The organism is Roseomonas sp. BN140053, assembly GCF_047690175.1.
Classification (GTDB): Bacteria; Pseudomonadota; Alphaproteobacteria; order Acetobacterales; family Acetobacteraceae; genus Roseomonas.
The window spans coordinates 1-20,624 of sequence record NZ_JBLLEB010000015.1 but is presented as its reverse complement, the minus strand read 5'-3'; the positions used below and the strand labels follow the sequence as shown (position 1 = coordinate 20,624).

General features: G+C 73.0%; 13 protein-coding genes, 1 pseudogene and 1 other annotated feature. Of the genes and pseudogenes, 8 read left to right on the top strand and 6 right to left on the bottom strand.

The window, feature by feature from the left end:
* Window positions 1–14 precede the first annotated feature (14 nt).
* Both ACLIBK_RS14780 and ACLIBK_RS14775 read right to left on the bottom strand, forming a co-directional pair.
* Window positions 15–1,958, bottom strand: coding sequence for an FkbM family methyltransferase (locus tag ACLIBK_RS14780; RefSeq protein ID WP_415388043.1), 1,944 nt, complete (start codon window positions 1,956–1,958; stop codon window positions 15–17).
* Window positions 1,955–3,001, bottom strand: coding sequence for an FkbM family methyltransferase (locus tag ACLIBK_RS14775; protein ID WP_415388042.1), 1,047 nt, complete (start codon window positions 2,999–3,001; stop codon window positions 1,955–1,957). Before ACLIBK_RS14775 ends, ACLIBK_RS14780 begins: the two co-directional genes overlap by 4 nt.
* Before the next feature lie 383 nt (window positions 3,002–3,384).
* On the opposite strand from ACLIBK_RS14775, the gene ACLIBK_RS14770 reads away from it, so the two are divergent.
* The 3 genes from ACLIBK_RS14770 to ACLIBK_RS14760 all read left to right on the top strand — a co-directional run bounded on the left by ACLIBK_RS14770 (window position 3,385) and on the right by ACLIBK_RS14760 (window position 8,186).
* Window positions 3,385–5,682, top strand: a complete 2,298-nt coding sequence (locus ACLIBK_RS14770) for a glycosyltransferase (RefSeq protein WP_415388041.1) — start codon at window positions 3,385–3,387, stop codon at window positions 5,680–5,682.
* Window positions 5,682–6,836, top strand: a complete 1,155-nt coding sequence (locus ACLIBK_RS14765; RefSeq protein ID WP_415388040.1) for a glycosyltransferase — start codon at window positions 5,682–5,684, stop codon at window positions 6,834–6,836. Before ACLIBK_RS14770 ends, ACLIBK_RS14765 begins: the two co-directional genes overlap by 1 nt.
* Before the next feature lie 120 nt (window positions 6,837–6,956).
* On the top strand, window positions 6,957–8,186 hold the full coding sequence (locus ACLIBK_RS14760; RefSeq protein ID WP_415388039.1) for a hypothetical protein: 1,230 nt from the start codon (window positions 6,957–6,959) through the stop codon (window positions 8,184–8,186).
* 105 nt (window positions 8,187–8,291) lie between these two features.
* Here the strand turns inward: ACLIBK_RS14760 and ggt are convergent, their stop codons facing one another.
* The gene (gene ggt / locus ACLIBK_RS14755) at window positions 8,292–10,001 is read right to left on the bottom strand and encodes a gamma-glutamyltransferase (RefSeq protein ID WP_415388038.1); all 1,710 of its coding nucleotides are present in this window, start codon (window positions 9,999–10,001) and stop codon (window positions 8,292–8,294) included.
* A gap of 187 nt (window positions 10,002–10,188) precedes the next feature.
* Here ggt and ACLIBK_RS14750 point away from each other — a divergent pair, with 187 nt between their 5' ends.
* Window positions 10,189–12,507, top strand: coding sequence for a xanthine dehydrogenase family protein molybdopterin-binding subunit (locus tag ACLIBK_RS14750; RefSeq protein WP_415388116.1), 2,319 nt, complete (start codon window positions 10,189–10,191; stop codon window positions 12,505–12,507).
* Between the two features lie 281 nt (window positions 12,508–12,788).
* Here the strand turns inward: ACLIBK_RS14750 and ACLIBK_RS14745 are convergent, their stop codons facing one another.
* Window positions 12,789–13,508, bottom strand: coding sequence for a class II aldolase/adducin family protein (locus ACLIBK_RS14745; protein WP_415388037.1), 720 nt, complete (start codon window positions 13,506–13,508; stop codon window positions 12,789–12,791).
* A gap of 170 nt (window positions 13,509–13,678) precedes the next feature.
* Between ACLIBK_RS14745 and ACLIBK_RS14740 the strand changes: the two genes are divergently transcribed.
* A complete protein-coding gene (locus ACLIBK_RS14740) occupies window positions 13,679–14,656 on the top strand; it encodes a Bug family tripartite tricarboxylate transporter substrate binding protein (RefSeq protein ID WP_415388036.1) in 978 nt (325 codons plus the stop codon).
* 57 nt (window positions 14,657–14,713) lie between these two features.
* Here ACLIBK_RS14740 and ACLIBK_RS14735 read toward each other — a convergent pair whose 3' ends face one another.
* Window positions 14,714–16,207 carry a SulP family inorganic anion transporter gene (locus tag ACLIBK_RS14735; protein WP_415388035.1) on the bottom strand — a complete coding sequence of 498 codons (1,494 nt, stop codon included), beginning with the start codon at window positions 16,205–16,207 and terminating at the stop codon, window positions 14,714–14,716.
* Window positions 16,208–16,269: 62 nt separating this feature from the next.
* Window positions 16,270–16,325: a sequence feature (sul1 is cis-regulatory element that is thought to sense ions involved in sulfur or methionine metabolism; They are found in Alphaproteobacteria), on the bottom strand.
* Between the two features lie 589 nt (window positions 16,326–16,914).
* On the opposite strand from ACLIBK_RS14735, the gene ACLIBK_RS14730 reads away from it, so the two are divergent.
* The 3 genes from ACLIBK_RS14730 to ACLIBK_RS14720 all read left to right on the top strand — a co-directional run bounded on the left by ACLIBK_RS14730 (window position 16,915) and on the right by ACLIBK_RS14720 (window position 20,505).
* Complete coding sequence (locus tag ACLIBK_RS14730; protein ID WP_415388034.1) at window positions 16,915–18,150, top strand: MFS transporter; 1,236 nt, start codon at window positions 16,915–16,917, stop codon at window positions 18,148–18,150.
* Window positions 18,151–18,567: 417 nt separating this feature from the next.
* Window positions 18,568–19,368, top strand: coding sequence for an FkbM family methyltransferase (locus tag ACLIBK_RS14725; protein ID WP_415388033.1), 801 nt, complete (start codon window positions 18,568–18,570; stop codon window positions 19,366–19,368).
* 174 nt (window positions 19,369–19,542) lie between these two features.
* A complete protein-coding gene (locus tag ACLIBK_RS14720) occupies window positions 19,543–20,505 on the top strand; it encodes a pirin family protein (protein ID WP_415388032.1) in 963 nt (320 codons plus the stop codon).
* 12 nt (window positions 20,506–20,517) lie between these two features.
* Here ACLIBK_RS14720 and ACLIBK_RS14715 read toward each other — a convergent pair.
* Window positions 20,518–20,624 (bottom strand): annotated as a pseudogene (locus ACLIBK_RS14715) (IS630 family transposase); the annotation flags it as partial.

Here is a 20,624-nt window from a genome sequence, read left to right as displayed (position 1 = left end):
CGCCGCCCGGCCGGTCACCCGTGTTCGGGACCCTCGCGCCGGATGGCCAGGGTCAGCAGGGCCGCTTCCAGGCTGCGGCTCAGGTGCTTGTCCAGCGTCGGCGGCGGGCCCGGATCGGCGCCAGCGGGCGCCGTGGCGGGCCAGGGCGCTTCGGGCATCGCGGCCACCGCTTCCGGAACGGCGGGGGAGGGGGGTGCGGCCAGCTCCGGCGCCAGCTCGGGGCGGCGCCTGGCGGCCGCGTGCACCAGGGGGAAGGCCAGCCGGTAGAAGGCGGACAAGGTCACCCGGTCCGCGGCCCGGCGAAGCCGTCGCGGGACGCGCGTCACCAGCCGGGCGGGCGGCACCGCCGGCAGGGCGGCGGCCGGCGCAGCCTCCGCCGCGGCGGGTGCCGCGGCAGCCCCGGCAGCAGGCGACGGTTCCGCCGCAGCCGGCCCCCGCCCCAGCAGGCCGCCGACCGCGCGCAGGCTGCGGGGCAGCAGCCGGTTGGCGTTTTCCTGCTGCAGCGCTTCCAACTCCGCCCGCAGCGCGGTGATCGCCTCCTCCTTGCTCAGCACGGCCGCGTTCAGCGACCAGGCCCAGGCTTCGGACGCCGTGAACTGCTGCCGCAGCGTGGCGGCTTCGGCGGCGGCTTCCTCGCCCTGCTTCCGTTCCTCGTCGAAGGCGGCATAGGAACGCTCCAGGCTTTCCTCCGCCCGCGCGGCGCGATCCCGGGCCGCGCGCAGCTGCGCTTCCAGCGCCTCGCCCCACTCGCGCGCCACCCGGGCCTGCTCTCCCAGCGCCGCCGCTTCGTCCCGGGCCGCCAGCAACCCCGCTTCCAGCGACAGCTTCCATTCCGCCGCCGCCGCTTCGCGCGCTTCCGCCTGGGCGAGCCTGTCCCGGGCCGTGCGCAGCTCGGCCTCCAGCGCCTCGCCCCGCTGCTCCGCGGCCTGCGCGCGCGGCCCGGCTTGGGCGAGTTCTTCCCGCACCGCCAGCAGCTGCGCCTCCAGCGAGTGCCCCCATGCGTCGGCGGCCTCGGCCCGCGCTTCCACCTGCGCGACCGCTTCCCGGCTGGCGAGCAGCTGAGCTTCCAGCGAGTGCCCCCAGCTATCGGCCGCCTGCACCCGCGCCTGGGTCCGGGCGAGCTCCTCGCGCAACGCTGGCAACTCCGCCTCCGCCGCGCGCGCCCGTTCCGCCGCGCCCGCCAGCTCGTCGCGCGCGGCGAGCAGCTGGGCTTCCAGCCCATGTCCCCACTGGTCGAGCGAGGCCAGCAGCGTCGCGGTCTCGGCCGGCGCCACGTGGAAATCGTCGAACACGTTGACCGGCAGCCCGAAGGCCGCGGCGCGGGCGGCACTTTCCTCGCGCAGGAACCAGGCGTTCAGCCCGTCGAAATACACCGCGCGGTAGCGCGCCGCCGACAGCAGCCCGCTCCATTCCGCGTCCACCCGTTCCTGGGTTCCCGGGCGCGTCGCCTCGATCACCAGGACCTCCGGCCGGTGCCGCGTCCAGTCCGCGCCGCGCAGGATGCGCCCTTCCGCCCCTTCCGCGTCGATCTTGAGGAAATGGATGTGCCGCCCCGCCGCATGCGCGTCCAGCACCGCGGCCAGGGTGGACACTTCCACCTCGCATTCCTCGATCGCCACATCGGCCGGCGCCACATCCTCCGGCGCGTGCAGCCGCGAGGTGCCGAGGATTTCCCCGCTGCTGCGGGAACGGTCCACCAGGAAGCGCGCCCGCCCGGCCTGTTCCGCCAGCGCGAGGCGGAGGTTGGTGTCCCGCGGACGCGCTTCGGGAAAGGCGTCGAAGGACGGTCCGGGCTCGATGTTCAGCCCCGTCCAGCCCGCGTCGTAGAACCCCTTGGTGACGGAATGCAGCGCCGGGTCGAAGGCGCCCACGTCGACGTAGAAGCCTTCCTCCACGTCGCGGAACACGCGCCGGAGCAGGACGTCCTCGAAGTTCTGCGCGTAGCTGATAAAGGTCATCGGCCGGTCCCGGGATGGTCCTCCCGGGGGAGGTCGACGGCGGGATCGGTGTTGCGCCACACCTGCACGCCGTCATCCACCAGCGACAGCGTGGCGCCGTGCTGGGCCAGCACACAGGGCTGCTCGGCTTCCAGCTTCCAGCCCGCCGCGGCAAACAGGTCCAGCAGCCCCGCCTCGATCGCCCGCCCATGCGTGCCGATCACGATGCGCCGCACGCGGGCACGCAGGGTGTTCATCGCCGCCGGCAGCACGAAGCTCTCAGCGCCCTGGATGTCGCAGTGCAGGATGTCCACCACCGGCAGCGGCTGCAGCAGCGTTTGCAGGGAAATGCTGCGCACCTCGTCCACCTCCGCGCCCGACGGCGCGGTAGCGTCCCCGGCATCGAAGCGCGCTTCCGCGCCCCATTCGCTGCTGGGGTCGTGCAGCCGCGGGAAATGCGCCGTGCCGTCCTCGGAGCCGACGATGCCGTGGATCAGCGAATACCGCTCCGGGTCCAGGCCGTTGTCGCGGAAATGCGTGCGCAGGAACTCGTAGTGCGAGGCCGCGCCCTCCACCCCGGCCAGGTGGACCTCCGTGATGCCCAGCCGCTCCGCCGCCTTGGCGCCCCACACGAGCCAGGGACCCCAGCCGGCGCCGAGTTCCACCACCGTCAGCCGCCCGCGGGCCTCGAACAGCGAGCGGAACATCGCGCCCCATTCCTCGCGCCCGTGCAGGGGCATCGGCGCGCCGTCGGCGCCCTGCACCAGCCCGGCAAAGGAATGGAAGCTCGGCGGCAGGTAGTTGCAGCGCGTCCGCACGCCCAGGAAGTCGCGGAAAAACCCGGGCTCGCCGGGGCCTTCCCAGGCCGGGAAACGCTCCAGCCAGGGCTGGTGCGGATGGGTCGAGGGCGGCGCTTCCACGAAGCTGCGCGCGGTGCGCTGGAATTCCGGGCTCGCCATGAAGTTCTGCCGCAGCTCGCTGACCGAGCCGGCCATCTCCAGGTGCTCGCGCAGCGCGGCGTCGCCGTCGGGTTCGCGCCCAAGCAGCAGGCGATACGCCCACACGACGCCTTCCCTGGGAACCGCTGCTCCGTCCGGCGCATTCGGCATTCCGCTCTCCCCCAACGTCGCGGCCCCCACCCGGAACGGCCGCGAACCCCTGCGCTGCGCAAACGCCGTCGCGATGGCCGCCGGACCCCGCGCAGCCCCGGCCGTGCCCTGCGCGGGCTTATCAGCCCGTCGCTCCCCAGGTCTAGGCGAAGCGCCCGGAAATCGGCAACAGTGCCCGGGACGGGCCGGTGCGACGCCGCGCAGCACCGGGACGGACGGCGGGGCGAGAACTGGCCGGCGGTCGCCGCCGCGGCGCGCTTCGGCGCCCCGTCACGGGTTCAGGAAGGAAGTGGTGACGTGCCCGGCACAGTTGACGCCGCAAGAATCTCCCCGGCCGCATGACGACGCCCAGCATCATCGTCGACGCCCGCTGCCTGCAGGACCCGCAGTTCCGCGAACGCGGCATCGGCCAGCACGCGGAAGCCCTGCTGCGCCACCGCCCGCGCGGGCCCGGGGCGCCGCGGCTGGTGGCCCTGCTGGACCCGGCCCTGCCGCGCCTGCTGCCGCGCCTGGCCGTGCTGTTCGACGCCGAACGCGTCACCGCCTACGAGGAGCCCGCGGGCACCGGCTGGTTCCTCAGCCTGTCGCCCATGACGCACGACCCGCTGCGGGTGGCGCGGCTGCTGACGCGGCCGGGCCGCCGGCGCGCCGCGATCATCTACGACTTCATCCCGCTCGACATGCCCGGCACCTACCTGCGGGGCGAGAAGGCGCGGCTGGACTACCACGCGGGCCTCGCCTGGCTGGGCGCCTACGACCTGTTCCTGCCGATCTCGCGCGCCACGGCCGGGCGGCTGCACGCGGTCACCGGCACGGCGGAAGGCGCGCGCAGCGTCACCACCGGCGTCGCGGTGCGCGGCGCGCTGGTGCCGGAACCCGACCTGCCGCCGGCGAAGCTGGAACACCTGCTGGTGGTGGCCGGCCCCGACCCGCGCAAGAACATCGAGGTCGCGCTGCGCGCCCATGCCCGCAGCGCGCCGTTGCAGCGCCGCGGCGTGCCGCTGCTGGTGGCCGGCGCCTATCCACCCTCCCTGCAGGAGAAGTACCGCGAGGAGTACGAGCGCGAGGCGGGCGACCCCGAGCTGCTGCGCTTCCTGCCCCACCTGTCCGACGCCGAGCTGCAGCGGAACTACCGCGCCGCCTTCGCCACCGTGGCGCCGTCCCGCCTCGAAGGCTTCTCCATCCCCATCGTGGAAGCCAGTGCCAACGCCTCCCCCGTGCTGGCCGCCGATTGTCCCGCCCAGGCCGAGCTGGTGGCCGACCCCGGCGCGCTGTTCGAGCCGGAGGATGCCGACCGCCTCGGCGGCATGATGGAGCGCATGGTGGCCGATCCGGCCGCGCGCGCGGCGTTGCAGGCGCAGCAGGGTGCGCTGTGGCGCCGCTTCACCGAGAGCGCGGTGGCCGAACGCTTCTGGCGCGCCATCGCCGAGGCCCCGCCCGCATCCCCCGCCGTGTCGCGCCGCGCCAGGCCGCGCATCGCCATCATGACGCCGATGCCGCCGGACCGTTCGGGCGTGGCGGATTTCAGCTTCGCCACGGTGGCGCCGCTGGCGCGCATGGCGGACACGGAAGTCTTCACCGCCGCCACCGCGCCGCGCATCCCCGAAGGCGCCGCGTTTCGCCCGATCTCGGCGCTGCCGCACCTGTCCGGGCGCTACGACCGCGTCGTGTCGGTGGCCGGCAATTCCTACTTCCACGACGAGATCGTGGGCAACCTGCTGGACTATGGCGGCGCCTGCATCGCCCACGACGCGCGCATGCTGCACTTCTACCTGGAAAAGTTCGGGCGCGACCGCACGCTGGCCCTGGCGCGTTCCGAAACCGGCCGCGCCGTGCGCTCCGCCGAGCTGGATCTCTGGGCGCGCGAACAGTGGCGCATGCAGGCGCTGTTCCTGAAGGAGATCGCAGCGGCGTCGCAGCCGCTCTTCGTGCACTCGCTCAAGCTGCGCGACATCGTGGGCGAGCTCTACGGCACCCGGGCGCGCTACCTGCCCTTCGCGCTGCTGCGCTCCTTCGTGGCGGAGGAGGTGCAGCGTCCTTCGCGCGCGGCCGCGCGCCGCGCCCTGGGCGTCGCCGCGGACGAGCTGCTGGTGATCCATCTCGGCTTCGTCGCCGACGACAAGGCGCCGGAGGACCTGGTCTGGGCGCAGCGCCTGCTGCACGACTGGGGCTACCGGCTGCGCCTCGTTTTCGTCGGCCTGCCCAACCACCCTGCCGTGGAGGCGCACCTGAACTGGCTGGCCGGGGCGCTGGACCTGGGCGGCCGGGTGACCATCACCGGCTCCGTGGCGGAAGCGGAATGGCGGCGGTGGCTGCTGGCCGCCGACGCCGCGGTGCAGCTGCGCACCTACCGCTTCGGGCAGATTTCCGGCGCCCTGCAGGACTGCATCGCCGCAGGCCTGCCGGCCGTGGCCAATGCCGACCTCGCGGACTCGCTGGGCGGCCCCGATTTCGTGCGGCAGGTGCCGGACCAGTGGAGCCCGACGCTGATCGCCGAGCTGCTCGCCCCCATCCTGGACCGCGGCCCGCTGGCGCCGCGCGACGAGGCGCAGCGCGCCGCCTATTCCGCCGAGCACGAGCCCGCCGTCTACGCGGCGCACCTGCTGCGCGGGCTCGACCTGGAGGTCGCCTCCTGATGCCGGCGCCGATCGCGATCGACATCACCGAGACCGTCGCCGACCCGATCCGCACCGGCATCCAGCGCGTGGTGCGCGAGCTGCTGCGCCACTGGCCGGCCGCCATCCCGGCCATCCCCTGCCGCTACGACCTCGCCACCGACGCGCTGGTGGAACTGCCGCGCGAGGCGGTGGAGATCCTGTGCGAAACCGCGCCCGAGCTGCGCGAAGCCCCGGTCGAGGCGCTGCGCTCTCGCCTCGCCACGGCCATCGCGCAGGCCCCCACCGCCCGCATCCCCGACGGCGTCATGGTGTTCAACCCGGAACTCTTCGGCGGCCGCGACCACAGCCTGCATTACAACCGCCGCCTGGAGGCCGATCCGCAGGGCTCGCGCTTCCTGGCCTACGACTTCATCCCCTGGCTGCGGCCGGACCTGATGCCCTTCGGCCGGGCGCAGGCCATCGCCGGCATGTGGTACCTGCGCGCCCTCGCGGCTGCCGAGCGCGTGTCCTTCATCAGCACGGCGACGCGGGACGATTTCGCGGGGCGCATCCGGCGGCAGCCCGATTTCCAGGGGCCCGTGCTGCCCCTGGGCGCCGACGGGCTGGGCGTGCGGCCGCGGCCCTTCGACCGCGGGCGCCGCACGCTGCTCTGCATCGGCTCAATCGACGGGCGCAAGCGGCAGGAACAGGTGGTGGACGCCTTTCGCGCCCTGCGCGCCGAAGGCGCCGCCGATGGGGCCGAGCTGGTGCTGGTGGGCCGTGCCGTGGACCAGGGCGGCGCGCTGGCCAAGGGCATCGAGGCCGCGGCGGCCGCCCCGGATTCCGGCATCCGCTGGGTCCGGCACGCCACGGACCAGGAGGTGGCGGCGCTGCTGGCGCAGGCGCGGGCCACGGTCTACGCCAGCGAGAACGAGGGCTTCGGCCTGCCGCCGGTGGAAAGCCTCTTTGCCGGCGTGCCGGTGGTGGTGGGCAGCCATCTGCCCTCCACGCGCGACCTGCCCCCGCTGGGCCAGGTCCGGCTGCCGGAGGTGACCGGCGCCACCCTGGCCGCGGCGATGCGGCGCGTCCTGGACGACGCGGAGGCGGAGGCCCTGTGGCGGGACGCGGCGGACCTATCCCTGCCGACCTGGCGGGACTTCGCCGCCGCCGCTGCCGACTGGGCCGCCCGCTGAGGGTTCCGCGGGCCTGACCGGCCGCTGTGGCAGCGCCGGAGGCCGGGCACCGCACGGGACGCTCGCGAAACGACCGCCGCCGGTGCCAGGATGTCGTTCCGGCCCGTGCGGAGGAGAGCCATGCGATCGATCCGGGTGTGCCGCCTGATCCTCGCCGCCCTGGCGCTCACCCTGGCGCCCGCCCTGGCCGGGGGCGCCCTGGCCCAGGACGGCAGGCTCGACCCGGTCGCCGCCGCGCGCGACGCCGTCCTGCATCTCCAGTTCGAGGTGACGGGCCCACCCGCAGCCGATGCCGGCAGCCGCTGCGCCATGCCGGCGGTGGCGCGGCGCGTGTTCCGCGCCGACGGCGAAACGGCCGACCTGCCGCCACGGCCGATCAACCCGGTATCGGCGGGCACGGCGCTCACGCTCGTGATGCCCTGCCTGAACACCGACATGCCCTTCGAGCCCGTCCACACGTCAGGGCCCCTCGCGGAACGGGCCCGCGTGCTGGACCCGCCCTGGGACGGTTCGAGGCGCCTGCGCGTGCCGGTGCCGCGCGAGCGCCGCGTGCCGCGCCCCGGCGAGGTGCTGGAAGCCTTTCTCACGCCCAGCCTCGCCCCCGACGGCCCCTGCGGCGAGCCCTTCTCGGTGGAACAGGGCCGCTGGGTCGTGCCCCGCGCCCTGATCGCCACGCCGGTCACCCGCCCCGGCGACGCGCCGCAACTCCGCGACCCGCCGGGGATGCGCTTGCCGCGATGGGCGCTGCCATCACCTCCGGTGGCGCGCGAGAACCGGCCGTTCCTGTTCCCCACGCGCGACGTGGCAGTGACCTTTCGCCATTCCGCCCGCCCGGGCGAAACCTTCCGCGCCGCCTTCAGCGCCTGCGAAGCCGCCATCCGCACGTCGCTGCTGGACGCGCAGGGGCAACCGCGCGACGGCGCCCTGCTGGAACAACGGACCGGCGGCCTGCTGCAGTTGCGCGACGCCGAGCGGCGGATGGAGTTCCTGGCCCGGCGGCCGGGCCAGCCCTCGAACCGGATCGCGGTGGCGCCGGACCATGCCACCTTCCGCCGCGAGGGCGAGGCCAGCGTCGCCGGGCTGGCCTGCACGCTGTGGCGGGTCACGGAATACGACTGGGTCACCGGCAATGCGCGGCGCGCGGGGGTGGAGATGATCCCGGCCCAGCTATGCGTGACCGCCGACGGGGTGGTGCTGCGCCGGGTGGACCAGGACGGGCGGATGGAGGCCGTGTCGGTGGACTACGCCCCGCAGGACCGGGCTGCCTTTCGTTCGGAAGGCTACGCGCAGTCCGTCAGGAGGCTGGAACGAACAGTCGGCGTCGGCTCCCTGCCGGAGCCGCTGCGCTGAGAACCGCAAGCGCCTGAGGCGGCACGCGGCTGTTTCCTGAGCCGGGACCCTGTCGTACCCGCACCCCGGGACGGCACCGCCGCCGTCCCGGGAAGTGCCCCGCCCTTACCGCCGCGCACTCTCCAGCACGAAGCGCACGCCCCGCCGGGCCAGCCCGCCGGCCACGCCGATCGGCGTGCCGTCGGCGCGCCAGCAGGCGGCGCCGGTCATGCTGCCGCCCTCGAAGGCGATGGCGTTCATCCCCCCGCCCACTGTGGGCACCGGCGCCACGGGATGGCCCTTGGCGGCCAGCGCCGCGCGCACCGGTTCCGGGAAGCCCGCTTCCACCTCCACCGCCTGGCCCTGGGTCCAGAGCCGCGGCGCTTCCACCGCTTCCTGCAGGCTCATCCCATGGTCCAGCAGGTTGATCACCGCCTGCATGGCGGAGGGAAAGATCTTCAGCCCGCCCGGCAGCCCCAGCGCGAAGGCGGGCGCGCCGTTTCGCAGCACGATCAGCGGCGCCATGGAGGTGGTCACCCGCTTGCCCGGCGCCACCGACAGGGCGCGGCCGGGATGCGGGTCGAAGTTGGACATGTAGTTGTTGGGGATCAGCCCCAGCCCGGGCAGCCGCACCCGCGCCCCGAACAGGCTGTTGATGGTCTGAGTCATGCTGACCACCGTGCCCGCCGCGTCGGCCGCCGTGACATGGGTGGTGTCCGCGCCTTCCCCCGGCGCCACCCCCGCGTGCCAGGACTGCGCCCGGCCGAGGTCCAGCGCCGCGCGCCGTTCGTCGGCGTAGTCGCGCGACACCAGCCGGGCCACGGGGATGCGGATAAAGGCCGGGTCGGCGGTCACGGCGGCGCGGTCGGCAAAGGCGATCTTCATCACCTCCGCCAGCAGGTGCAGCGTTTCGGGCGTGCCGAAGCCGGACGCCCGCAGGTCGAAGCCTTCCAGGATGTTCAGCATCTGCGCCACGTGCATGCCGCTGGCCGAGGGGGCAGGGGGCCCGATCACCTCGTGGCCGCGATACAGCGCCCGGATCGGCTCCCGCTCCACTGCGGGGTTGCCGGAAAAGTCGGGCATCGCCAGCACGCCGCCGTGCCGGGCGAACCAGTCGCAGGCGATCGCCCCCAGCGCACCGCCATGCACGGCGCCCGGCCCCTCGCGCGCGATCACCCGTAGCGTCTCCGCCGTATCGCCCTGCACCAGCCGGTCGCCGGGCTGCAACGGCTGCCCGCCCGGCAGGAAGACCCGCGCCATCTCCGGGTCCAGGGCCAGGTCCGCCGCGGCATCGGCGATGCAGTCGCACAGGTAGGAGGTGACGCGGAAACCCCGCTCGGCATGGCGGATCGCCGGCGCCATCACGTCGGGCAACGGCAGGGTGCCGTAGCGCTCCAGGATCTCGCACCAGGCCCGCAGCGCGCCCGGCGCCGCCACGGCCAGCGGCCCCACCAGGTTGGCGCGGCCTTCCGCCTCCATCCGCAGCGCCGGCTCGTCCGAGAGCGGGCGGTACAGGTCCAGCGGCGCCGCCAGCGGCGTGGCGGAAAGCCCGTCCACGATGACGTGCCGCCCGTCCGGGGTGCGGATATGCGCCAGCCCGCCGCCCAGCAGCCCCACCATCATCGGCTCCACCACCGAGAGGGCGAAGAAGCTGGCCACCGCGGCATCCACCGCGTTGCCGCCCGCCGCCAGCATCTCCGCCCCCGCGGCCGAGCCCAGCGGGTGGTTGGTCACCACCATCCCCCGGCTGCCCGTGGCCGGCGCCTTCTGGGTGGAGAACACCGTGCCCGCCCGTGCCCGCCAACCGCCCATCGCCGCCTCGCCCATGCCCGCCATGCCCTTTCCTGCCGCGTCAGGCCACGCGCCTGCCGCATCGCTGGGCAGCTTCTCCCCGGCGCGGGGGTGCGTCGAGCCCAGTGGGCCTCGCAGACTCCGGAGGGCGGACCTATTCTCTCCCCCGAGCACCCCGATCGTGCCGGAGATCCCCGTCTTGCCCGATACCAACCTGCCCGATCCCTCCCGCATGCGCTTCGCCGTGGGCCAGTCCGTGAAGCGCAACGAGGACCCCACCCTGTTGCGCGGCCAGGGCCGTTACACCGACGACCTCCAGGTGGCCGGCCAGGTCCACGCCCACATCGTCCGTTCCTCGCACGCCCACGGGGTGATCCGCGGCATCGACACGGCGGCGGCCCGCGCTATGCCGGGCGTGCTGGGCGTCTGGACCGGCGCGGACCTCGCGCAATACGGCACCATCCGCTGCGCCATGCCGCTGAAGAACCGCGACGGTTCCCCCCTGCGCGCGCCGGAACGCCCCTCGCTGGCCACCGACAAGGTGCGCTACGTCGGCGACCCCGTGGCGGTGGTGGTGGCGGAAACCGCCCTGCAGGCCCGCGACGCCGCCGAGGCGGTGGAGCTGGACATCGAGCCGCTGGACGCCGTGACCGAAGCCTCCGCCGCCGCCGCCCCCGGCGCGCCGCAGGTCTTCGAGGACGTGCCGAACAACGTCGTGCTGGACTTCCACCACGGCGACAGCGCCAAGGTCGCGGAAGCCTTCGCCACCGCCGCGCACACCGTGAAGCTGGAACTGCGCAACAACCGCATCGTGGTCTGCCCGATGGAGCCGCGCTCGGCGGTGGCGGAATACGACGGCGACCGCTTCACCCTGCGCGTCGGCTCCCAGGGCGTCTTCGGCCTGCGCCGCCAGCTCGCGCAGGACATCCTGAAGGTGCCTGTCGAGAAGGTGCACGTGCTGACCGGCAATGTCGGCGGCTCCTTCGGCATGAAGGGCAGCGTTTACCCGGAATACGCCCCCATCCTGCACGCCGCCCGCGAACTCGGCCGCCCCGTGAAGTGGACCGATGAGCGCTCCGGTTCCTTCGTGTCCGACCAGCACGGCCGCGACCACGAGACGGTGGCCGAACTCGCCCTGGACGCGCAGGGCAAGTTCCTGGCGGTGCGGCTGACCTCCTTCGCCAACATGGGCGGCTACCTCGCCACCGTGGGCCCGCTGATGGGCACGATGGGGTTCCTGAAAAACATCCAGTCCAACTACGCGACGCCGCTGATCGAGATCGACACCAAGTCGGTCTTCACCAACACCACCCCCGTGGGCGCCTATCGCGGCGCCGGCCGCCCCGAGGGAAACTACTTCATGGAGCGGCTGATCGAGGAAGCCGCGCGCCAGATGGGTCGCGACCCGCTGGAGCTGCGCCGGATCAACCACATCCGCCCCGAGCAGATGCCGTTCAACACTGCTTCCGGCACCACCTATGACGGCGGCGAGTTCTCCGCCCTGATGGACGAGGCGCTGCGCGCCGCCGACTGGGACGGCTTCGAAGCCCGTGCCGCCGAGAGCAAGTCCCGCGGCCTGCTGCGCGGCCGGGGCCTGGGCAACTACCTCGAATGCACCGCCCCCGCCGGCAAGGAACAGGGCACGGTGCGCTTTGAGGAGGACGGCGACGTCACCATCGTCACCGGCACCCTCGACTACGGCCAGGGCCACTGGACGCCCTTCGCCCAGCTGCTGAGCGAGCGCCTCGGTATCCCCTTCCAGCGGATCAAGCTGGTGCAGGGCGATTCCGACCAGCTCGTGCATGGCGGCGGCACCGGCGGCTCGCGCTCCATGATGTCCTCCGGCACCGCCCTCATCGAGGCCTCGGACAAGGTGATCGAGAAGGGCCGCGAGGCCGCCTCGCACATCCTCGAAGCCGCTGCCGCCGATATCGAGTTCGAGCCGGGCGCCGGCCGCTTCTCCATCGCCGGCACCGACCGCGGCATCGGCATCCTCGACCTCGCCGCCCGGATGCGCGCGGCCGACGACCTGCCGGAGGAGCTGCGCTCCCTCGACGTGACGCATGTCACCGAGGACAAGCCGATGGCCTTCCCCAACGGCTGCCACGTCGCCGAGGTCGAGGTGGACCCCGAGACCGGCCACGTCCAGCTGGCCCGCTACGTCGCGGTGTCCGACTTCGGCGTGCAGGTGAACCCGATGCTGGTGGCCGGCCAGGTGCATGGCGGCATCGCCCAGGGCATGGGCCAGGCGCTGATGGAGCGCGTGAGCTACGACGAGGGCGGGCAGATCCTCTCCGCCTCCTTCATGGACTATGCCCTGCCGCGGGCCGAGGACATGCCGTCGCTCACCACCTCCTCCCGCGGCGTGCCGGCCCGCACCAACCCGGTGGGCGCCAAGGGCTGCGGTGAGGCCGGTTGCGCCGGTTCCCTGCCGGCGGTCATGAACGCCCTGGCCGACGCCCTCGGCCGTGCCGGTGCCGCCCCGGTGGACATGCCCGCCACGCCGGAAAAGGTCTGGGTCGCCCTGCAGCGGGCGTCCGCGGCGGCCTGACGCCTGGGCGCGGCACTGCTTGGCCCGTGGGGGCTCGGCCCCCACGCCCCAGGCAAAGGCGGAGCCTTTGCCTGGGGCGGGGACCTCGTAGGTCCCCGGACCCCGCCGTGAGTTGGCGCTGGTGGAGACGGCATCACTCCGCGGGCGTAGCCGCCGTGAAGTGATGCCGTCTCCACCAGCGCCATTCTTTTGCGAACGGGAGGTCGAGGAACCTCAGCTTTCTCGCGGGGGAGCGCGAGGGGGCAGAGCCCCCTCGTGAACCACCCGCGCGACGCCCTGCCTCAGATCCCCGAATACCCCGCCCGGGCGCGCCAGTACTGCCAGGCGCGCGCCAGCGGCCGCTCGCTCAGCAGCATGGCCCCCGTCTGCTCGATCTCGCCCGGGGTCAGGAAGCTCGCGCCCCCCAGCGCCACGGCGCGGCTCTGCAGCTCGGCGTTGTCGCGCATGCGCACGGACACGAACACGGCCGCCGCCAGGCTGGTGCCGACGCAGCTGGCGCCGTGGTGGCGCAGCAGCACCGCGCTGCCGCTGCCCAGGGCGCGGGCATGGCTGTCCGCCTTGGGGATGTCGTCGATCAGCATGTTGGTGTCGCCGAACTCCGTGCGGCTGTCCCAGACCGGAACCTCGCTCCCCAGCACCGCGGCCATGTGGAACACCGGCCGCAGCGGCGTGGACGCCACGGTGAATGGCAGCACGGAGGGCGCGTGGTGGTGCACGCAGGACTGCACCTCCGGCCGGGCGGCGAAGACGCGGGCGTGCAGCACGCTTTCCAGGTAGGGGCGGCGGCCGTTCAGCTCGACCGGCTTGCAGTCCAGGTCGAACTCGATCAGGTCGTCGCGGTCCACCAGCTCCGGCGAGCGCGAGCAGGACACGAAGAAGCGGTCGGGGCGGCCGGGATGGCGCAGGCTGATATGGCCGAAATCGTCCAGCACCCCCTCATGCGCCAGGATGCGGTTGGCGATCACCAGCTCGCCCAGGGCGGCGTATAGTTGTTGGTCCATCTCGAACTCCCTTCTCCCCCTCGGAGCGGCATTCCGCCGGTCCGGCATCGAAAGCCGCGGCAAAGGGCGCTAGACCCCCGCGCGGAGCCATCCCGCGGCCGGGCGCCGCGGAACACACGGATCGTCCCGCGGCGCGCGGGGCGCCACGGAAACCGAGCCGGAGACCTAGCATGCGAACCCTTCACCGTCGCGAGGCCGCGGCAGCACTTCTCGCCCTGCCGGCCCTGGCGCTCGGCCGCCCCGCCGCCGCCCAGAACAGCCGCCCCGTGCGGGTGGTGGTGCCCGCCGCCCCCGGCGGTGCCATCGACGTGATCGGCCGCATCTACGCGACCCGCCTGAGCGAGAAGACCGGCAGCCCCTGGGTCACGGAGAACCGCTCGGGCGCCAACAACACCGTGGGCGCGGCCGAGGTCGCGCGCTCCGCCCCCGACGGCAAGACGCTGCTGATCAACGCCGACATCCAGCTGATGGCGAAGCGCGTGATGCGCGCCGTGCCCTACGACCCCATCACCGACTTCACCCCCGTGGCCCGGCTGGCCACCGCGCCGCTGGTGCTGGTGGGCAATCCCGCGGGCACGCCGAACGGCGACCTCGGCGCCCTGGTGGCGGCGATGAAGGCGGCGCCGGACAAGTTCGCCTTCGCCAATTCCGCCCTGGGCAGCATGGGCCACCTGAGCACCGAAAGCTTCAAGCGCCGCGCCGGGCTGGACACGCTGGTGGTGTCCTATCGCGGCACCGCCCCGGCGCTGACGGACGTGCTGGCCGGGCAGACCGCGCTGATGGTGGCGCCGCTGGGTTCCGCCCTGCCGCATCTGCGCGCCGACCGGCTGCGCGCCTTCGCGGTGTTCAGCCCGAACCGCTCCGCCCAGGCGCCGGAAATCCCCACCACGGCCGAGGCCGGTATGCCCGACCTGCAGTTCACCCTGTGGTACGGCCTCTGGGGCCCCAAGGGCATGCCGGCCGAGGTGGTCAACGCGCTGAACGCCGCGGTGCGCGAGGTGGGCGCCGAGCCCGCCATCCGCGCCCGCCTGACCGAGCAGGGCGCCGACCCCGTGGACGAGGACGCCGCCGGCTTCGCCCGCTTCATCGGCACGGAGGCCGAGCGCAACGGCCGCGTCGCCCAGGAAGCCGGGATCGAGCCGGAATAAGCGCCGGAACGGGCGCGCCGCACGGGAAACGCCCCACGGGGCGCGCCCGGCCGCGCCTCAGTGCGGCACGGCGCCGGTCTCGACGCCGGTCTTGTCGTGCAGCGCGAAGCGGTCCACCAGCGCCGCGCTGGCAGCATTGTAGCCGACCACCTCCACCGCGCGGCCGTCGCGGCGGAGCTGCGCCACGACCTTGTCGAGAGCACCGACGCCCGAGATGTCCCAGAAATGCGCGGCGCTCACGTCGATCACCACCGCCGGCGCTTCGCCTTCCACCCGCAGGGCGCGGGTGAAGCGCTGCACGGAAGCGAAGAAAATTTCGCCCGAAACGTGATAGGTCGCGGTGCCCCCGTCCGCCGACAGCACGCGCCGCACCGCGAACATCCGCTGCACCTTGGCGGCGAAGAAGATGCCCGAGAGCAGCACCCCGGCCAGCACGCCCTGCGCCAAGTCCCGCGTCGCCACCACCACCGCCACCGTGACCAGCATCACCACCGAGGAGGTGGGCGGGTGGCGGCGGAGGTTGGGGATGGAGGTCCAGCTGAAGGTGCCGATCGACACCATCACCATGACCGCCACCAGCGCGGGCATCGGGATCTGCCCGACCCAGGGCCCCAGCGCCGCCAGCAGCACCAGCAGGATCACCCCCGCCGCAAAGGTGGACAGCCGCGTGCGCCCGCCGGAGGTCACGTTGATCACGGACTGCCCGATCATGGCGCAGCCGCCCATGCCGCCCACCAGCGCCGACACGATGTTGGCGCCGCCCTGGCCCAGGCATTCGCGCCGCTTGTCGCTGTCGGTGTCCGTCATGTCGTCCACGATCTGGGCCGTGAGCAGCGATTCCAGCAGCCCCACCGCCGCCATGGTCAGCGAATAGGGCAGGATGATCCGCAGCGTCTCGAACGTCAGCGGCACCTCGGGCAGGGCGAAGCCTGGCAGGCCCGTGGGCAGGCTGCCCATGTCGCCCACCGTGCGCACGGGCAGGCCGAAGCCGATGCCCACCGCCGCCAGCACCAGGATCGCCACCAGCGGCGACGGCACCGCCTTCGTGACGCGCGGAAACAGGTAGATGATCGCGAGCCCCGCCGCGACCATGGCATAGGTGTGCCAGGTGACGCCGGTCAGCTGCGGCAGCTGCGCCAGGAAGATCAGGATGGCCAGCGCGTTGACGAAGCCGGTGATCACCGAGCGCGACACGAACTGCATCAGCAGGTCCACCCGGGCGAGGCCGGCGGCCGCCTGGATCAGCCCCATCAGCACCGTGGCCGCAAACAGGTACTGCACCCCGTGCTCGCGCACCAAGGGCGTGACCACCACCGCCACGGCGGCCGTGGCGGCCGAGATCATGCCGGGCCGCCCGCCCAGCAGCGCGATGGCGATGGCGATGGCCACGGAGGCATAAAGGCCGACGCCCGGATCGACGCCGGAAATCAGCGCGAAGCCGATCGCCTCGGGGATCAGGGCCAGGGCGACCACCAGCCCGGCCAGCAGGTCGCGCCGCGCCTGGGCGGCGCCCGCGAACCATTCGGTCCGGAAACGGGACGTGCGTGTCATGGGATAAACCAGGGATCGAACACGGGCAGCGGCGGCCTCGGCGGCAAGCAGGGTCCGGTGTTCATGGTCCGGCGGATCAGCGGCCGGAATAGCCACCCGGGATCGCACCGGGTCCAGTTTGGGTGGCCGAGCCTTACCAGCCGCCGGCCCGCGGCGGCAATCCCGCCGCCCCGCCCAGGGCGGCCGAACCGGGTGCGACGCCCCACGTCGACCGCACCCCCGGCAAGCGCTGCCGCCCACCACCTGCGCCACCGTGCGCGCTGGGGCAGGGGAGGGACCACCCCGCGAGGCCCCCGGACATCACCTGATCCCCGGCCGTCCCGCCGCCCGGCGCCGGGCCGTCGGAGCAGGGCCGGGCGATGTGTCAAATTCCGGCGAAAATGACACATGCGGCGGCGCTTTGCCGGCCCCGGACCACCGCGCAGCGTCTGCGCGCGGAAAGAATTCCTTGACGGATCAGGCGCTTGCGCGGTAAACCCGCTGTCCCGGACCCTTCCGTTCCCGACCCGCCGGAGCCACGGCGGTAAGGAAGTAAGATGGTAAGGAAGTAAGGCGAAAGCCCGCCCAGCCTCCCCCCGGACGCAACCCTCCCCCACACCATCCCGGGCGTGCGGCGGCCGCCGCTTCGTGGAAAGCTGCGCCCCCGGGATGGTCGCGACGGCGGTCCAGGAAGGCGGATCGCGGTTCCGCGGCGGGAGCAGGCGCGCATGGCTATCGACCACCCCTCGGAAGCCGGTTCAACCGCGGCGGAGGCCCCCTTTATCCAGGGCGGCACGCCGGAATTCCGCCGCACCAACCTCGCCCTGCTGGCAGCGGGCTTTTCCACCTTCGCGCTGATGTACTGCGTGCAGCCGCTCATGCCGGTCTTCTCGGCCGAGTTCGGCGTCAGCGCCGCGGCCAGCGCCCTGTCGCTGTCGCTGACCACCGGGCTGCTGGCGGTGGCCATGCTGGTGGCCAGCGCCTTGTCCGAGGCGGTGGGCCGCAAGCCCGTGATGGTGTTCTCGCTGCTGGTGTCGGCGGCGCTGACCGTGCTGTCCGCCCTGGTGCCGTCCTGGGACCAGTTCCTGTGGCTGCGCGCCTTGCAGGGCATCACCTTCAGCGGGTTGCCCGCCGTGGCGATGGCCTATGTCAGCGAGGAGGTGGACCCGAAATCCACCGGCTACGCCATGGGGCTCTACATCAGCGGCTCCGCCCTGGGTGGGCTGGGCGGGCGGGTGATCACCGGGCTGCTGAGCGACCTCGGCTCCTGGCGCTTGGCGATCGCGGCGGTCGGGGTGATCGGCCTCCTCGCCGGGCTGGCCTTCTGGCGCGCCCTGCCGCCCTCGCGCCATTTCCAGCCGCGGCCGCTGGCACCGCGTGCCCTGCTGGCCAATGCCCTGGACCACCTGCGCGACGGCGGCCTGCGCTGGCTGTTCCTGGAAGGCTTCCTGCTGATGGGCGCCCTGGTGACGGTGTACAACTACGTCGCCTACCGCCTGCTGGCGCCGCCCTTCTCGCTCAGCCAGGCGATCGTGGGGATGATCTTCGCGGTCTACCTGGTGGGCATCGCCTCTTCCACCATCGCCGGCACGCTGGCGGACCGGCTGGGCCGGCCGCGCATCTTCTGGGTCGCCGTGCTGCTGATGCTGTTTGGGCTGGGGCTGACCCTGTTCGAATCCCTGGTCGCGGTGATCGGCGGGCTGGCAGTGCTGACCTTCGGGTTCTTCGGCGCCCATTCCATCGCCAGCTCCTGGGTCGGGCGGCGGGCGCGGCGGGCGAGAGCGCAGGCCTCCTCGCTCTACCTGTTCTGCTACTACATGGGCGGCAGCATCGTGGGTGTGGCCGGTGGCGTGTTCTGGGGCAGCCACGGCTGGCACGGGGTGGTGGCGCTGGTAGGGGCGCTGCTGCTGGCGGCGCTGGCGGTGGCGGCGGTGCTGTTCCGGCTGAAGCCGCTGGCGCCCTAGGCAGGCAGGGGCTGACGGGCCTTCTGCAGCGGGGCGGTGCAGAAGCCGCGCCCGGCCTGGTCGGAGGCCGCATGCCAGGGCGGAAGGTGGCCGGGCATTGCCCGCCAGGCCACGCCGTAGCGGTGCAGACAGCCGCAGCCCGCTGAACGCCTCACGCACTGGGTGCTCGCGCTGTCCGGCATCCCCGGGCAGCAATGTCCGCTCCGGCGCCGCCCCCCATTCATTGCCGGAACCTCAACGGGTTGAGGTTGCGTCCAGACCTTTGCCCGGCACGAGGCTGCCCGTCAGCCCGCAACTCCCTTCAGGCCGTCAGCCCCTGACACCCTTCAGGTGCATCGGTGCGGCTCAAGGCCACGCGTGCGGCGGAGCCGGCGGTTTTTCCATCTCGCAATCCGGCTCTGCAGGTATAAAGCGCCCATGCAGATCGTTTCGTCTGTCCTGAACCTGGCCTCGCGCCTGGGCGGCCCCCGGATGGCCTTCCAGATCCAGCTCCTCCGCTGGCAGCGGTGGAAGAACGTCGAACGGGAATGGCTGCTGCTGCCCCTGTTGGCCGACCGCTCCCGTGTGGCGGTGGATGTCGGCGCCAATCTCGGCCTCTACGCCGGACGTCTCGCGCAGCTTTGCCGCAAGGTTCATTGCTTCGAGCCAATCCCCTGGCTCGCCGATGATCTCGCCACGCGCCTGCCGCGGCGCGGCGTGGTGATCCATCAGATCGCTCTGTCCGACCGCGCAGGTACGGCCGAGCTCCGCATCCCCTATGGCGAGGCCGGCCAGGAGATGCACGGGCTGAGCACGCTGGAAGACGCCAACAGCTTCCAACACGACGTCACGACGACGCGGCTGGTCGACTGCCGGGTCGAGCGCCTGGACGCGGTGGTCGAGGACCCGATCGGCTTCATCAAGGTCGACGTCGAGGGCCATGAGCTGGCGGTGCTGCGCGGGGCCGTAGGCATCCTCCGGCGAGACCGGCCGACCCTGCTGATCGAAAGCCAGCAGCTGACCAACCCGGACGCGCCGGCCAGCGTCTTCGATTTCCTGGGCGACCTCGGCTATGCCGGTTATTTCTACGAGCGCCATCAACGGCGCGGCATCGCGGAGTTCGACATCGGCCTGCACCAGCACCCGCGGGAGATGAGGCCAGGTGGCCTCTACGTGAACAACTTCATCTTCACGGCAACGCCCGAAAACGCTGCCCGCCTGCCGCCGACGCTCGATTGACGATCTAGGGCTTTCCCGGCCACCCGCCCCGGCGGCGCTTGGTGGCTCCGTGTTGCCGAGCTTCGCGGTCGGCCCCGGACGCACCCGCGCGTCGGAGCGGGTGGAGGCTGGCGAACGCGGCCGAAATCCGTTCTAGGCTGCGCGCCCCGACCACCCCGGTTCCAGGAACAGCCCATGAGCGACGCCAGCAACCCGGGCCCCGCCCTGCCGGATGGCGTGGACCTCGTGCTCCTCCCCCGCGTCCACGACATTGGCGGCTTCGAGGTCCGACGCGCCCTGCCGGCCAAGGAACGGCAGATGGTCGGCCCCTTCATCTTCTTCGACCAGATGGGCCCTGGCGAGTTCCTGTCCGGCCGCGGTCTGGACGTCCGCCCGCACCCGCATATCGGCCTGTCCACCGTGACCTACCTGTTCGACGGCGCGATCCAGCACCGCGACAGCCTGGGTTCCGACCAGCCCATCCGGCCCGGCGACGTGAACTGGATGGTGGCGGGCCGCGGCATCACCCATTCCGAGCGCACGGCCGCCGCGGACCGTCCCCGCGGCGGCCGGCTCTTCGGCATCCAGTCCTGGGTCGCCCTGCCGCGCGACGCCGAGGAGGCCACTCCCGGCTTCACCCATCACCCCGCCGCCACCCTGCCGACCACGGCCGACCGCGGCGCCCGGCTGCGCCTCATCGCCGGCGAGGCCTGGGGCCTGCGCTCCCCCGTCGGCACGCATTCCCCGTTGTTCTACGCCGACGCCGCCCTGGAGCCCGGCGCCGTCCTGCCGCTGCCCGATGGTCACGAGGAACGCGCCGCCTATGTCCTGGACGGCGAGGTGGAAGTCTCCGGCGACCGTTTCGAGCCCGGCCGCATGCTGGTGTTCCGCGCCGGCGACCGCCTGTTCCTGCGCGCCGGCCCGCAGGGCGCGCGCCTGCTGCTGCTGGGCGGTGCCGCCATGGACGGCCCGCGCTACCTGTTCTGGAACTTCGTGTCCTCCTCGCGCGAGCGCGTGCAGCAGGCCAAGGACGACTGGAAGGCCGGCCGCTTCGCCCTGGTTCCCGGCGACGACCAGGAGTTCATCCCCCTGCCCGAGGAACGCGTCCGCGCCCAGGCCGGCAGCCAAGCCACCGGCGCCGGCTCCCCGACCACCTAGAGCAGTTTCCGGTCATTCCGGCTCATATCCGCACGCGGTGAAGTAGTTGGCGCACTCGGCGGGCGTGAACTGCGGGAGCGCATCGGCGATGGCGGCCCAGAGGTCCGGGATGGTGCGGG